Raw genomic sequence first — 14,861 nt, 5'->3', positions numbered from 1 at the left:
CCTTTTTTGTCTTAGGAATAGTTCCTATATTTGCCAATGATAATTATACACTAACCTTCTTGTTTTCCGCAATGTTTTTTCTCTTTCTGCATATTTTCTGTTTTTCTAGCCATCCTCCCCAAAATGCTCCCGTATCCGCTCCTTCAGATGCCGCACATATGCCTCACCTGCTTCTCCTAATCCCCGATCACGGGAATAGATATAGCCTAAGATCAGAGGATCAAAGGGCAGGGGGACCGTCACTACGCCATTGGCCTCGTTATACGCCCTGGAATGGGGAAATACAAGGCTGAAAGCGTTGGTATTGGCCACCAGGGAAATCCGTGAGGCGATGGACTGGACCCGGATCAGCTTGTCCGGATTGACCACGCTGGACCAGGGCGTCCAGTTTAAATTTCCTCCGTTCCCATCTGTATACGCCACATACGGGTAATTCTTGAGCTTCGCAAAATCAAAGGGCGTTTCCCTTAAAAGCGGATGGTTTCTGGAAAGCTGCACGGAAAAAGAGGCCTCCGCCACATCCCTGTACTCCAGGTGAAACAGATTGCAGTACCGGTTAAAATCCGCATAATGGCCTTTGGTGTCGATGGTGACCACCAGATCGCAGAGATCCTGGTGAAGGAGCTCCAGCGTTTTGACCCCGGTACCGGAAGCGCAGGACAGGTTCACCTTGTCGTATCCCTGGTAATCCCTGCAAAGATCCCGGAACGCCTCAAAGGCCGGGTAATACATGGGATAGACCAGACGGAACCGGCAGGCTCTTTCTGTATTTTTCCCCGCATCGGAGATCCCCTTTAAATGCTCCATGATCACCGACGCCTCCTTTGCCAGTCTGGAACCGGCAGGCGTCAGCTCCATCCCGGCAGAGGTCCTTTCAAAGATGGGAAAGCCCAGCTCCTGCTCCAGATTTTTTATGGCGCTGCTCAGATTTGGCTGGGACAGGAACAGGTTTTTTGCTGCCCTGGACGCGGAGCCGCACCGGGCGATCTCCAGAACGTATTGAAGCTGCTGTATGGTCATGATCCATCTCCTCCCTCTGTCTGCTGTGCTTCTTCTATGTACGGCATCAATCTCTTCCTGGTTCCAGCACCATTATATCTGTTTTTCTTTTTAAAGTCCATCGCTGGAATTTATAGCCGCCTATAAATAAAACATATTTGTGATCTATCCATCCAGACAGTATACTTATTTTCAAAATGATACAAGGTTTTATAGGAATAGGAGGTTATTCTTATGGATAATGCACAAATCATCCGCGATGCCGTCCGTGAAAAAGCACAGATCATCACCGGGCTCAACCGGGCCGTATGGGAATACGCCGAGCTGGGCTACCAGGAAACGAAAAGCGCGGCGGCCATCATAAAAGCCCTGGAGGACGACGGCTTTACAGTAACTAAGGAGCTGGCCGGGATCCCTACGGCGTTTAAGGCTGTCTGGGGAAGCGGTTCTCCCGTGGTCGGCATCCTGGGCGAATATGACGCCCTTCCTGGCTTGAGCCAGAAAGCCGGAACCGCCGAGCCTGTGCCGGACGAGGGCCATACCACTGGCCACGGCTGCGGCCACTGCGCCCTGGGAGCCGGAGCCGCAGGGGCCGCCATGGCTGCAAAGGCGTACCTGGAGCAGAGCGGAAAAACCGGCACTCTGGTATTTTTCGGCTGCCCGGCAGAGGAGCAGGGCTTCGGAAAGGGCTTTATGGCCAAGGCCCGCTGCTTTGACGGGGTGGACATGATGTTCACCTGGCATCCGGCAGACCAGAACGTTCCCATGGGGACCCGCATGGTGGCCAACTATAAGGTCCGCTTTGACTTCACCGGCATCTCCGCCCATGCGGGCGCAGCCCCGGAAAAAGGCCGGAGCGCCCTGGACGCCTGTGAGCTGATGAATGTGGGCGTCAATTACATGAGAGAGCATGTGATCAGCGATGCCAGGATCCATTACGCCTATCTGGACAACGGCGGCGAAGCTCCCAATGTGGTCCAGGACCATGCCTCCCTGCTGTATTTTATGCGCGCTCCTAAGCTGGCCCAGAGCAGCGAGATCCTGGCCCGGATCAAAAAGATCGCCCAGGGAGCGGCTCTTATGACTGAGACCGAGGTCAAGGTCAGAGTCCTGGGCGGCTTAAGCGACGTGATCCCCACCCCCACCGCCTTCCAGGTGCTTTCTGACGCCTATGTGGAAATGGGAGGCCCCGAATTTGACGAGGAGGATTACGCCATTGCCAGAAAATTCCTGGCCATCCTGCCGGAGGACGCCAAAAAGGCTATGGTACAGAAAATGGCTGTCCTCCACAAAATGACGCCGGAGGAGTTTGAAAAGCGGCCCTTAAATTCCGTTGTGATCCCTTACAGCCCCCTGATGCGCCAGAAGGTGCTGACCGCCTCCAGCGACGTGGGCGATGTAAGCTACCTGGTCCCCACCGCCCAGCTCACCGCCTCCGCAGCCATCCCGGGCACCGGCCACCACACCTGGCAGTACACCGCTCAGGTGGGCACCTCCATCGGCGGAAAAGCCTGTCTTGCAGCCGCAAAGGCCATTGGACTGGCCTGCACCAGGATCTTTGACGACCCGGCCCTGGCTGACCAGGCCAAAAAGGAGCTGCTGGAGGAGACCGGCGGCGTTTACGTATCCCCGATCCCCGACGACCTTACCTATGTGGACGCCATGTAATGAAGGAGGAACACAGATGACCTTTAATGAAATCATGAACAGTCCCCTGCTCTACGGACTAGTGGGGCTGGGAATCGCCTATATTATCCTGTTTTGTCTGATCACGCTGAAAAAAGCCTACAAACACGCCCTGGAGCTGGGGATCACCAGAGAAAAGCTCAAACTGGTGATCACCTCCTCCGCCATTTATTCTGTCGTTCCGTCCATTTCCATCGTCATCGGCCTTTTCAGCCTGGCGTCGGTCCTGGGCGTACCCTGGTCCTGGTTCCGCCTTTCCGTGGTGGGCTCTGTCACATATGAGCTGATGGCAGCCGACATGGTGGCCACCGGAACCGGCTATGAGTCCGTGGCAGCCTTAAACGCCGCCGGAGACGCCTCTGTGGTCGGCACCGTTATGTTCGTTATGAGCATCTGCATCATGGGCGGCCTCATTGCCATTCTTTTATTCGGCAAAAAGATCCAGATGGGACTTACCAAAGCCAGGAACAAGCACGGAGAGCTGGGGGCCCTGATCACCGGCGTTCTTTCCCTGGCCATCATCGAGGCCTTCCTTCCCATGCAGTTAATGAAGGGCAAGGTACACCTGGCCGTTGTATTTACGTCCTGCATCATCGTTCTGATCCATTTACAGATCATCAAGCGGTTCAAATGCCTGTGGCTCAGGAACTTTGTCATGGCAAACACCCTGCTCCTGGGCATGGCGTCCTCGCTGGTCTGGATCAGGATACTTGGTTAATTTAGGAGGAACACAATATGGATAAAAAATACGAAGACAGTATTCACCGGACCGGACGGATCGGCATCATCATCGGGATCATACTCATGCTGGGGATCCCGGCGGTCATTTCCAGCGTATACGACGTATGGCCGGAAAGCGCGGCCCAGGTCATCACCGCAGGCAGCGGCCTGCTGGCCGTGTTCATTCCCACCTGTATCGCCGAGGTATTCAGCTATACCCCGATCCTGGGCTCCTCCGCGTATATCACCTTTCTGACAGGCAATGTCATGAACCTGAAGGTCCCCGTTGTGGTAAATGCCCAGATCATGTCCGACACAGCCTCCGGTACAGAAGAAGGAGACGCAGTGGCCACCATCGGCGTAGCCGTGTCCTCCATCGTCACCACCCTGATCATCGCCGGCGGCGTGCTGCTCCTGGTGCCCTTACGTCCCATCCTCACCAGCCCCACGGTGCAGACGGCCACCACCTATCTGCTCCCGGCTCTGTTCGGCGGCATCTTTTTAAGCTTCGTGAACAACGACTGCGGCGACTATGTTGCCAAAGGAAAGCCGCTGACCATGATCCTCCCGCTCTTAGTGGTGTTCGGCGTCAACGCCGTGTTCCCTCTGGCAGGAATGGAGGGCTTTGTGGTGCTGATCTGTATGGTCCTCACGGTACTCTGCGCCGTTGTGCTCTATAAGGCCGGGATCATTAAGATGACTCCAAAGGAAAAGAAGAAAAAAGCCTGATGCAAAAGGGGCTGTTGTAAAGCCGAATCCGCGCTTTTACAACAGCCCCTCTTTTTTATTCCTTTTTCTCGGGCTTACGCAGGCCCCTGGTATTTTTCTCCACCAGCCGCCTGGTCACCATGACCATATGGCCGCAGCCCAGGCATTTCAGCCGGAAGTCTGCACCCACCCTCAGGATCTCCCATTCCTGGCTTCCGCAGGGATGGGGCTTTTTTAATTTGACGATATCTCCTACTTCATACTCCATCGGATCCCTCCCTATGTTTCCTGCCCGTCCTTTACTGCCCGAGCGCTGCACGGATCTCCTTCCGCACATCTTCTCCCAGAGGCGGGAGCTTCAGAGCTGCCAGGCTGCTGTCCAGCTGGGCCGTACTGCTGGCCCCGACCAGAACAGAAGTCACCTCCGGCCTCCGTAAGATCCAGGCCAGGGCCATCTGGGCCAGGGTCATGCCGCCCGCTCTGGCAATGTCGTTTAACTTCTTTATTTTTCCCAGCGTCTCCGCATCCAGATATCTGGCTGCCACGGTGCTCCCCTCCCGGGCCGCCCGGGAACCGGCCGGGATCCCCCGGAGGTATTTGTCCGTCAGCGCGCCCTGGGCCAGAGGCGAAAAGCAGATGCAGCCCACGCCATTCTCTGAAAGGACGGGAAACAGGCCGTCCTCCGCCTGGCGCTCCAGAAGGTTGTAGCGCACCTGATGGATCAGGCACGGCGTATGGTTCTCCCTTAAAAGCTTCACTGCCGCAGCAGTCTGCTCCGCATTATAATTGGAGATTCCCACATACAGAGCCTTTCCCTGGCGCACCATATCGCTTAAGGCCTCCATGGTCTCTTCCAGGGGCGTTTCCGGATCTGGCCGGTGATGGTAAAAAATATCCACGTAATCCAGGCCCATGCGCCTTAAGCTCTGATCCAGGCTGGCCATGAGATATTTCCTGGAGCCCCAGTTTCCATAGGGCCCCTGCCACATATCGTACCCGGCCTTGGTGGAGACGGCCAGCTCGTCCCGGTACGGTCCCAGACAATCCTTTAAGGCCCGGCCAAAGTTCTCCTCTGCCAGTCCCCTGGCCGGATGGCCGTAATTGTTGGCCAGATCAAAGTGGGTGATGCCCCGGTCGAACGCATGGCACAGGATCTCCTCCTGCTCCTTAAGAGTCTTTTCAGTCCCGAAATTCTGCCACAGTCCCAGGGACATGGCAGGGAGCTTAAGGCCGCTCCTTCCGCAGCGCTTATATTCCATTCCTTCATAACGCCGTTCTGACGGCTGATACATACCCGGTCACTCCTTTCTGTCCCGGAGCTTAAACTCCGGCCGCGTCTCCCAGGATCTCTCCAATGGGACCGCTGATCACCAGATCCGCCCGGCTGTCCATGGGCGTCACGGATTTATTGATCAGCACCAGCTTTTTTCCCCCATAGTAGTCGATGAGCCCGGCCGCCGGATACACCGTTAAGGAGGTTCCTCCGATGATCAGGACATCGGCATTGGAAATATAATAAACGGCCTTCTGGAGCGTATGCTGGTCCAGCCCCTCTTCATAGAGGACCACATCCGGCTTGATGACGCCGCCGCAGGTACATCTGGGAACGCCCTCTGACTCCAGGACCGCCTCCAGGCCATAAAATTTCCCGCATTTTGTACAGTAATTCCTGAGCACCGAGCCGTGCAGCTCCAGCACCTCCCGGCTCCCGGCCTTCTGATGGAGGCCGTCGATGTTCTGGGTGATCACTGCCCGGAGCCTTCCCTCCTGCTCCAGCTTTGCCAGGGCCTTATGGGCCCGGTTGGGCTCCGCATCGGGGAACAGCATCTTATTCCGGTAAAACCGGTAAAATTCCTCGGTTCTTCTCATATAGAAGGTGTGGCTCAGAATGGTCTCCGGCGGGTATGCATACTGCTGGTTATACAGACCGTCAGTACTCCGGAAATCCGGGATCTTACTCTCGGTGGACACGCCTGCACCGCCAAAAAATACGATATTCTCACTCTCAGAAAGCCACTGCTTCAAAGTTTCGCGTTCTGTCATCTCTGGCACTCCTTTCCCCGGGCTGAACACCCGAAATGGATCCCCCCGGCCCCGGAACGGCCCCTAAACCACCTCGTCCAGAAAAACTCCGTGGAACGGCTCGATATACTGGCCGTAAGGAACGTTTTCCACCTGCTCAGGCAGGGCATACCCGAACAGCCACTGGGTCAGCTCTGCGATGGTGAACACCTCCATTTTTCCCTTGGCAATGAACCGGGATTCCTGGATGATCTCAGAGCCGCTCTTATTTAACTTCCAGATCCATGCGCCCTGGTTCTGGGGAATAAACAGGTCATGGATCCCGATCTCAACGGTCACCTCATCCTCCGGACATGCCTCTGAAAGGCGGATATTTTTTACAAATTCCGGCATACATACGATCCGGGCCATGATGGCCGGCTTTGTACCCGCCAGGGTCCGGTAGCGCTCCCCTGTATACAGATACCGCAGCTCCCGTTCCTTAAGCCCCCATTCGCTTTCCATGCCGATGAACCAGTCGTCCTCATAGATCAGGTTCACAAAGCCGTTCTCACTCTTCAGCTCCTTTTCCATCCGTTCCAGGTAAGCCGGATCCCGGACGGCAAACACCTCATACTGGCGCTTCAGCCAGGCATTCTGCCAGTCGGCCAGCTCCTTATACAGGGCGCTCCCCTCCAGAGGCGTCCTCCGAAGGTCCTTATTGTAGCCCAGGACCCACCGGGGCTGGTCGAAAACAAACCGGAAATCATACGGATAATACAAGGATTCCCGGGCAGGCATCAGAAATGCAAAGGGCATCCGCTCCTCCTGCATGTCCCGCAGCATGGTCAGCAGCAGGCTCCTCATATGGCCCTTGTGACGCTCGCTGACCGCCGTTGCCACGCCTACGATATAGTCGCAGGTCCTCACATCCCCCCGCATGGAGACCGCGTAGGGATTCCTCTGGAGCATGGCCACGATCCGCCCCTCCTCCTCACAGACCAGGATCCGGTTGTCCTTTGTTTTTTCCTTATAATAATAGTCTCCGAAGGATACGGAATCCTCTGGAAACGCCTCGTTCCAGAGCGCTCTTGTCCTTCCTTTTTCTTCTGCTTCCAGATATCGGATCATAACCTGTTTTCTTCCTTCCCCCGGCCCTCCTCCGGCCACAGCTGCCGGATCCTGAATTTTCTGGCGAATTCCATGGGCTCATAGGACAGCTTGGCCTGGCGCAGCGCCGGAAGCCCCATGTCGTCCTCCCGGTTCACGATCTCCGCCTCGGGAAATTCATGGATCAGGAACTGCTGGTTGATGAACTGATAAAGCCCCCGGATCTCCGGATTCGCCTTTTCGATATGGATAATGGCCATTTTTTCTTTTTCGTTGTAGCTGCCGATGGCAAAGGCCTCCAGCCGGCCGTCGATGTAAATGCCGCCCATGTGTACATGGAACGCACTGCAGTTTCTTAATATATCGTGGATCCCTTCCACCTCATAGTCCAGGTGGCCCTCCACCTCCTGTCCCTTCTGGGCTCTCCATTTATCCAGGAACTGCCACACATCCAGACCGTCGGAGCAGCACAGGGTCCTGTACTCATACCGGCCGGCGTACTCTCTTTTTAAATAGTTGATGTGGTTTTTCTTCTTCCCCAGCTTTTTCCCGGATAAAACCTTCAGTGACTCCGCACTATAAATATAATCCCTGGCATCCGGAAGTTCTTCCACCGAATACCGGTCTTCTGGGAGCCTTAAATACTCCACCGCCTCCTCATCCGCCAGAAAGATCTCCAGCGGCAGATGGAGCTCCTCATTAAAATACTGCTCCAGCTCTTTAAAATAATGGGGCAGGTCCTCCAGGCCGCAGACCGGAAGGGCAGCGTAGTCCTTTCCGTCGATGTTCATGATCCAGAGGACAGCTTTTCCATCCCGTTCACAGAAACGGATGTGGTAATAGCCTCCCCAGAGAAAATTGTCCATGATCGTGCTGTCGCAGGTCCGGTCATGGCGCTTTCCATAATATCCTGCCAGCGTTTCCACATGCTCCGCACGGAAATTCTCAAATTTAAGATCCATAATCGTCCTTTCATGACAGCTGCGGCCTCAGGCGTCCGGCCAGTCCGGCCCGCAGCTCCATATATCCCCGGCGCCGGGTCTCCTTCCCCGGCATCCGCATATTCCGGGCGCGGCGGCGACCCCGTCCTCCCGGTTATCTCAGCGTTCATTTTATCACATTTTTCTGTGTAAGGGAAGGATAACAAAATTACTTTTTCCTATTGACTTTTAAAGGCCGGCGAGTATAATTTATTTTAGTAAATATCGCAATACGGAACTGAGTTTCATATTGTGAAACCTTGTACCGCATGACAGAATTGTGACCCGAATTTTTATATCCCTTTCCATTAAATAAAGCAAAGGAGAAACGAAATATGAACGAAGTTTTAGAAAAGATCCAGAAGATCGGTATCGTTCCGGTGGTGGTCCTTGATGACGCCAAGGACGCCGCCCCCCTGGCTAAGGCTCTCTGCGAAGGCGGACTGCCCTGTGCAGAGGTTACCTTCCGCACCGCCGCCGCTGAGGAGTCCATCCGCATCATGGCGAAGGAATTCCCAGACATGTTAGTGGGCGCAGGCACAGTCCTCACCACCGAGCAGGTGGACCGCGCAGTGAACGCCGGAGCAAAATTCATCGTAAGCCCCGGTCTGAACCCCACAGTAGTAAAATACTGTGTCGATAAGGGGATCCCGGTAACACCCGGCACCTCCAATCCCAGCGATGTGGAAATGGCCATCTCTCTCGGTCTTGATGTGGTGAAGTTCTTCCCGGCTGAACAGGCCGGCGGCATCAACATGATCAAGGCCATGGCCGCTCCCTATACACAGATGAAATTCATGCCCACCGGCGGCATCAACGCAAAGAACATCAATTCCTACCTGGCCTTCGATAAGATCCTGGCCTGCGGCGGAAGCTGGATGGTGAAAAAAGATCTGGTTGCAGCCGGAGAATTCGATAAGATCCGCGATCTGACAAAGGAAGCCGTCCAGACCATGCTGGGCTTTGAATTGGCCCATATCGGCATCAACTGTGAGAACGAGGAGCAGGCAGACCAGACAGCCTCTGCCTTCGACGGCCTCTTCGGCTTCACAAAGAAGTCCGGAAACAGCTCCGTATTTGCCGGAACAGCCGTAGAATGTATGAAAGCGCCGGGCCTTGGCGCAAAGGGCCACATCGCAGTTTCCACCAACTCCGTTGCGCGTGCGAAAAATTATCTGGAAATGATGGGCTATAAATTCAAAGAAGAAACCGCAAAATTCAAAGGCGACAAGCTGACCGCCATTTATCTGGAGGATGAGATCGGCGGATTCGCAGTACATTTAGTTCAGAAGTAAAGGAGAATTTTATCATGGCAAAGAAAGTTATTACATTTGGTGAGATCATGCTCCGTCTCGCTCCCGAGGGCTACTACCGTTTCGTTCAGGCCAACAGCTTTGGCGCCACCTACGGCGGCGGCGAAGCCAACGTGGCTGTTTCCCTGGCAAACTATGGCATGGACGCCGCTTTTGTTACAAAGCTTCCGAAGCATGAGATCGGCCAGGCTGCTGTCAACGAGTTAAGAAAATACGGCGTAGACACAAAGGACATCGCCCGCGGCGGCGACCGTGTGGGTATCTACTTCCTGGAAAAGGGCGCTTCCCAGAGACCGTCCAAGGTCATCTATGACCGTGCCCATTCCGCCATCTCCGAGGCTTCCCCGGAGGACTTCGACTGGGCAAAGATCTTTGAAGGCGCCGACTGGTTCCACTTCACAGGCATCACCCCGGCCCTCAACGACACCGTTGCCGGTATCTGCTTAGAGGCCTGCAAAAAAGCCAAGGAGCTGGGACTTACCGTTTCCTGCGACTTAAATTACAGAAATAAGCTGTGGTCCAAGGCCAAAGCCGGCGAGGTAATGGGCGAGCTGTGCAAATATGTGGACGTCTGCATCGCCAACGAGGAGGATGCTTCCGACGTATTCGGCATCAAGGCTGCCAATACTGACGTGACCACTGGTACTGTAAACCATGAGGGCTACAAGGACGTGGCAAAGCAGTTAGCCGACCGCTTCGGCTTCACAAAGGTCGCCATCACACTCCGTGAGTCCCTTTCCGCCAACGACAACAACTGGTCTGCCATGTTATATGACGGAACCGATTACTACTTCAGCAAAAAATACAAGATGCACATCGTTGACCGCGTAGGCGGCGGCGACAGCTTTGGCGGCGGCCTGATCTATGCATGCTTAAACGGCTATGACGCCCAGAGCACCATCGAATTTGCAGTTGCCGCATCCTGCTTAAAGCACTCCATCGAGGGAGACATGAATATGGTTTCCGTGGACGAGGTTACAAAATTAGCCGGCGGCGACGGATCCGGCCGTGTTCAGAGATAATTTCCTTACTTTGCTGCCCATTTGCCAGTAAGGGCAAGTTTATTCCTCAATATATACCTGAAAACCTCCGGGGCCTGCCAGCCCCGGAGGTTTTCCGTTTTCTATCCCTTCCTTGTGTCTGCCCAGGGCAGGTCTCCAGTCTGCGCCTGCTGCGGCTCCCGCACCAGGCAGTACTGCTTCAGTCCCATATCCTTTTCCACGATCCCAAAGGTCTTAAAGCCAAAATGGCTGTAAAAGGACAGGTTCTTTTCATTGTGGGTCTCCAGGGAGATCAGCATCCGGTGGCTCTCTGAGTAGCGGATCACCTCGTCCATGAGGATCTCCGCTACCCCCGTATGCCTGGCCCCGGGGCTCACTGCCAGATAAATGATGTGCAGGCGGTTTTCCTGGTGGAGCTGGGCTGTCCACCGGGAATTCAGATAGTCCCGTCCCCGGATGAAATTCCAGAGGGTCTTTAAGCTCCTGTCTTCTTTGATCAGATACTCGTCTGTCTTTAAGGAGGCCCAGGCCTCTGTCAGATAAAAGCGGATGGGATCGTACTCCTCCGCCTCGTCAGAGACCACCAGAAGACCCTTTAACTCCGGGCTCTCCGCATAGATCTCACAGGTCTCATAAAATTCATTCAGATCGCATTCAAACAGCTCCGGCATCAGCCGCTTCCTGGTTTCCGGATCTGGGATCAGCGTATGATACAGCGGATCCTCCGCAAAGCACTCTGTCAGCATTTTCTGGAGTCTGGGCAGATCCTCTCTCTGTACTCGATACAACGCACTGGTTTCCATAACTCTTTCCTACTCCTCTTTCGCCTTTCTCAAGCCCTCTGTCAGCGTATCCACAGCCTGGATCATATACCGGATATCATCGTCAAAGCAGCCCAATGCCTGGCACTCCATGGCCTTCAATGCCTCCAGCTCTGGCTCCACCCCTGTATTCCTGGTCCGTTCCTTTTCCATAAGGCTGCGGATCTGTTTTGACAGATCCAGATGATGGACGATCCTTCCGGCTCCCCACTGAAGCCGTTCCTTCTCCTGGTTCATCACATATTCAGTGAAATAGCGGTATACTTGATCGTCAAACTGGAAGGCATATTTGTTGTTATCCACCTGGTACAGGGCCTCCAGGGCGCCCCGGACGTTTTTGTCCTCCAGCTGCCGGACCGCCTCACCCAGATACCGCAGATTGGTCTGGGACGCCTCGTGGGGGAACAAAACCTCATCGTGCCAGTTGAGCCGCACAAAATATCCCTGGGCCTTTTTAAAGAGATACAGAAGCTGGCTCTGGAGCCTTCTGTCCCGCTCCGGCTCCCCATTTCCGGCATTGGCCGTCCGCACAGCCTCATAGACCTCCCGGGCCAGCCTCTCTCCCTCCTCCAGCTTCTCCATCAGGGTCTTTAATGCATTTTCGTCTTCCCGCCCGGTCACCGGGCGGACACTTTCTCTCAAGGCCCGGAAGGTCCGTTCCAGGTTCACCGGAGCCACGTTCACCCGGTCCAGGGCCATCAAAAGAAGTCCGTAAAGCTCGTGATGGAACCGGTATGCCGCCTCGTCGTAAAACTCGTCCCGGTCGAACTGGGAATGATAATGGGTCTCCATAAATCCGGCGCTGCTGAATTCATTGACCATGGACGGGATCCCGGAAATAGCCATGGAAAAATCGTCGGACCAGGTCTCGATGGGGCAGTGGACCCGCAGCCCCTGGGGATATACGTTCGTGGGATCCACCGACAGCTTTTCCACAAATTCCTTTAAAAAGTCCTCATATTCATAAGTAGAACGGATGGCGTCCCAGGCATTGTGGGCGTAGGCCGGAAGCTCAAAATTCAGATCCGCAATGACCTTCCCCGGCCAGTCAGGCCGCAGCTTGAAGACCTGCTGCCAGGCTCCCGTGGACCAATCGTATTTGGAATTGACGATCCCCCATTCCTCCGCCGCCATGGCGCAGAACACCAGAGTCTTTCTGGGCCGATATCCGGTTTCCAGAAGAGCCCTGGCGATCCCCAGCATCATGGCCACCGCACAGTTATCATCCTGGAACCCGTCATAATAGGAATCATAATGGGCGCTTAAAAGGATCATGTCCTCCTCTCTCCCAGGGATCGTTCCCCAGATATTGTAGGACTCTGTCTGCTCCAGGATCCGGGAACTGGCGTCAAATTCCACCGTAAGCCGTTCTTCCTTCTGAAGCGCCTCTTTTAACACAGCCGCGTCCTTCTGAGAAATGGAAAACGCCGGAGCATCCTTAGGACCAGCAATGTCCTGGGCGTTCAGCGCCTCTCCGTCGATCTCCCCATAGCCATTGTCCTGGACCGCGATCACTGCTGCCGCTCCTTTTAAATGGGCCTGGTACACAGGGAAGTTGATCCACCACTCGTCCCTCTGGTTAATGTCCACCAGAACCAGACAGCCGCGCACGTCCCGGCCTGCATAGTCCTGGGCTCCTCCCCGCCCCACATAGACCAGCGGAAATTTCTGAAAGCCCCCGGTCAAAAACTGGGTCTGATAGGCCCCCAGCTGGAAAACATGGTTCCTTCCATCTGCGTCCTGAAACCGCAGCACCGCCTTTTCGAACTCCCAGCCATCCAGGCACAGCCGGTCCTTATGGATATCCTTCAGGCCGATGCGTTCCATTTCCTGCCTCAGCATTTCTCCAGTTTCAAACTCTGCCCTGGAGCCGGCGGTCCTGAATCCCAACGCCGGATTGCTTTTTATCCGTTCCATGGACTTGGCCAGACCATAAGAATAAGAAACATCCACTGCCTCCAGATATTTTTTTTCCTGCTCTTTTTCCTTTTCGTTCACCTTGCTGCCTCCTTCGATCCTGTCAGCCGGGAAAGCTTCCCTCTTCCCGTATTTTCTGCAACAGAGGGTGTCCGCAGTTTCCCGCGGACACCCTCTTATTCCCGCTTAATAAAAGCAGAGGATCGGTATTCCTTTGTATACATGCTCGTAGATCACGGCTGCCGTTTTCGGCGGTATATTGATACAGCCATGAGAGCCGTTGTTCTTGTAGATCTCGCCGCCAAACTTACCGCGCCAGCTGGCATCATGGAGTCCGATGCCGCCGTTAAAGGGCATCCAGTAGGACACAGGGCTCTCGTAGGAATACGTTCCGTCCGCCCGCTTCGGCCCGCGCAGCACCCGGTCCCTTTCCTTATAATAAAGGGTATAAAGCCCCTCCGGCGTGGTCCAGCCCTTGGCCACGTTTCCCGTGACAATGGGCGCTTCTGCGATCAGAGTCCCATTCTCATACATGTAGATGTGCTGGAGGCCCATATCCACCTCCACATATGTGGTCCCGAAATCGTTCCCGGTCCGGCTGGCCGCTGTGCGGCTGTATGCCGGTTCCCTGGTCTGGTTGGTGCCGTTCTGCACCATCCTGGTCAGAGCCACCGCTTCCTCTGCCTGGTTGATCTGCCAGCCGTAGTCGCCATTTACAGACACCTGGCGTCCGGACGTGCTGGTAAACGTATGGGGCTTTCCATAGGTATCGTATTTATCAGCCAGGTATTTCACATACTCCGCCACCTTCTGCTGGTTCACCTGGACTGTGGACCCGGAAACGCCGTCGATCCATTTGACTGCCTCCAGTCCCGGCAGGATCTCCTGCTGGTCGCCGAATACATAGGTGATATTGATGTCCTTATACCGGTTTAAATTGGCGCACATCTGGTTCAGATCCGCATTGTCCGCAGTGACCTGGATCGTCTTATAGCAGTCCAGATTCTCCACCTTCAAAAGCCGGGTCTGGGAATTTAAGGCATCCTTCACCGCTGCCATGAGCTTATCCATATCGATCTCCGTTCCCTGGACCTCCGGAACGATGGAAAAGGCTTTTCCCTCCTCATAAGGAGTAATATAGGCGTCGCTGGTGGGAGAGGCGTTCTTTACAAATGCCATATTCTCCAGAAGCGCCCGGAGGGCTGCCTCGTCGTACTTAAGCTCTGCGTCCACCGTATACCGGTGCTCCACGCCGGGGCCGCTGACTCTGCCGCCGTCGTTCTCCTCCTTCAAAATGGTCTCCAGGTCCCCGGTCACGTCCACGGTATAGCCAATGGACGTATCAGTGATCGCCTCCCGGACTCCCTCGGTATCCTCGATCTCCAGGGTATAGCCGCCGTTAAAATACCCCTCTATGTACGCCTCGGCGTCAGCCGTGGTCATTCCAGACACTGGTACGCCGTTGATAATGGTCCCCACCACGAACCGGTGGAAATCCGTGTCCACAGCCGCCATCGATGAAAAGGACACGGCTGCCGTAGTCATAAAGGCCGCCGCCATGGCGGTCAGAAACTTTTCATTTCTCCTCATTAAAATCCTTCCCTT

At 54.9% G+C, this 14,861-nt stretch carries 14 protein-coding genes; 5 read left to right on the top strand and 9 right to left on the bottom strand.

Annotation, left to right across the window (positions count from 1 at the left end):
• Positions 1 to 105 precede the first annotated feature (105 nt).
• Positions 106 to 1,020, bottom strand: coding sequence for a LysR family transcriptional regulator (locus WIH05_RS09220; protein WP_022272790.1), 915 nt, complete (start codon positions 1,018 to 1,020; stop codon positions 106 to 108).
• Positions 1,021 to 1,233: 213 nt separating this feature from the next.
• Between WIH05_RS09220 and WIH05_RS09215 the strand changes: the two genes are divergently transcribed.
• The 3 genes from WIH05_RS09215 to WIH05_RS09205 are packed head-to-tail and all read left to right on the top strand — an operon-like array spanning position 1,234 to position 4,134.
• Positions 1,234 to 2,667 carry an amidohydrolase gene (locus tag WIH05_RS09215; protein WP_337425283.1) on the top strand — a complete coding sequence of 478 codons (1,434 nt, stop codon included), beginning with the start codon at positions 1,234 to 1,236 and terminating at the stop codon, positions 2,665 to 2,667.
• Positions 2,668 to 2,683: 16 nt separating this feature from the next.
• The gene (locus WIH05_RS09210; protein WP_022272792.1) at positions 2,684 to 3,403 is read left to right on the top strand and encodes a DUF5058 family protein; all 720 of its coding nucleotides are present in this window, start codon (positions 2,684 to 2,686) and stop codon (positions 3,401 to 3,403) included.
• A 17-nt stretch (positions 3,404 to 3,420) separates the two neighbouring features.
• Positions 3,421 to 4,134 (top strand): hypothetical protein, encoded by a 714-nt coding sequence (locus tag WIH05_RS09205; protein ID WP_022272793.1) that lies wholly within the window; start codon positions 3,421 to 3,423, stop codon positions 4,132 to 4,134.
• Between the two features lie 55 nt (positions 4,135 to 4,189).
• Here WIH05_RS09205 and WIH05_RS09200 read toward each other — a convergent pair whose 3' ends face one another.
• From WIH05_RS09200 to WIH05_RS09180, 5 genes are all read right to left on the bottom strand, one after another.
• Positions 4,190 to 4,381, bottom strand: coding sequence for a DUF951 domain-containing protein (locus WIH05_RS09200; protein ID WP_022272794.1), 192 nt, complete (start codon positions 4,379 to 4,381; stop codon positions 4,190 to 4,192).
• Positions 4,382 to 4,412: 31 nt separating this feature from the next.
• Positions 4,413 to 5,405, bottom strand: coding sequence for an aldo/keto reductase (locus tag WIH05_RS09195; RefSeq protein ID WP_022272795.1), 993 nt, complete (start codon positions 5,403 to 5,405; stop codon positions 4,413 to 4,415).
• A gap of 28 nt (positions 5,406 to 5,433) precedes the next feature.
• Positions 5,434 to 6,156, bottom strand: coding sequence for an NAD-dependent protein deacylase (locus WIH05_RS09190; RefSeq protein ID WP_022272796.1), 723 nt, complete (start codon positions 6,154 to 6,156; stop codon positions 5,434 to 5,436).
• A gap of 63 nt (positions 6,157 to 6,219) precedes the next feature.
• On the bottom strand, positions 6,220 to 7,245 hold the full coding sequence (locus WIH05_RS09185) for a GNAT family N-acetyltransferase (RefSeq protein ID WP_215653700.1): 1,026 nt from the start codon (positions 7,243 to 7,245) through the stop codon (positions 6,220 to 6,222).
• The gene (locus tag WIH05_RS09180; protein ID WP_022272798.1) at positions 7,242 to 8,186 is read right to left on the bottom strand and encodes a phosphatidylglycerol lysyltransferase domain-containing protein; all 945 of its coding nucleotides are present in this window, start codon (positions 8,184 to 8,186) and stop codon (positions 7,242 to 7,244) included. The genes WIH05_RS09185 and WIH05_RS09180 overlap by 4 nt, the downstream gene beginning before the upstream one ends.
• A 353-nt stretch (positions 8,187 to 8,539) precedes the next feature.
• Between WIH05_RS09180 and WIH05_RS09175 the strand changes: the two genes are divergently transcribed.
• Both WIH05_RS09175 and WIH05_RS09170 read left to right on the top strand, forming a co-directional pair.
• A complete protein-coding gene (locus WIH05_RS09175; RefSeq protein ID WP_022272799.1) occupies positions 8,540 to 9,499 on the top strand; it encodes a bifunctional 4-hydroxy-2-oxoglutarate aldolase/2-dehydro-3-deoxy-phosphogluconate aldolase in 960 nt (319 codons plus the stop codon).
• 14 nt (positions 9,500 to 9,513) lie between these two features.
• Positions 9,514 to 10,539 carry a sugar kinase gene (locus tag WIH05_RS09170; RefSeq protein WP_022272800.1) on the top strand — a complete coding sequence of 342 codons (1,026 nt, stop codon included), beginning with the start codon at positions 9,514 to 9,516 and terminating at the stop codon, positions 10,537 to 10,539.
• 101 nt (positions 10,540 to 10,640) lie between these two features.
• On the opposite strand, the gene WIH05_RS09165 is transcribed toward WIH05_RS09170, so the two are convergent.
• From WIH05_RS09165 to WIH05_RS09155, 3 genes are all read right to left on the bottom strand, one after another.
• Positions 10,641 to 11,321 carry a GNAT family N-acetyltransferase gene (locus WIH05_RS09165; protein ID WP_022272801.1) on the bottom strand — a complete coding sequence of 227 codons (681 nt, stop codon included), beginning with the start codon at positions 11,319 to 11,321 and terminating at the stop codon, positions 10,641 to 10,643.
• 9 nt (positions 11,322 to 11,330) lie between these two features.
• Positions 11,331 to 13,337, bottom strand: coding sequence for a M28 family peptidase (locus WIH05_RS09160; RefSeq protein WP_022272802.1), 2,007 nt, complete (start codon positions 13,335 to 13,337; stop codon positions 11,331 to 11,333).
• 105 nt (positions 13,338 to 13,442) lie between these two features.
• Positions 13,443 to 14,846 carry a L,D-transpeptidase family protein gene (locus tag WIH05_RS09155; RefSeq protein WP_337425282.1) on the bottom strand — a complete coding sequence of 468 codons (1,404 nt, stop codon included), beginning with the start codon at positions 14,844 to 14,846 and terminating at the stop codon, positions 13,443 to 13,445.
• Positions 14,847 to 14,861: the final 15 nt, after the last annotated feature.

It is taken from the genome of Alitiscatomonas sp. (assembly GCF_037242085.1).
Classification (GTDB): Bacteria; Bacillota; Clostridia; order Lachnospirales; family Lachnospiraceae; genus Alitiscatomonas; species Alitiscatomonas aceti.
Note: the sequence above shows the minus strand (reverse complement) of the source record. Positions and strands in the feature narration are given on the sequence as shown.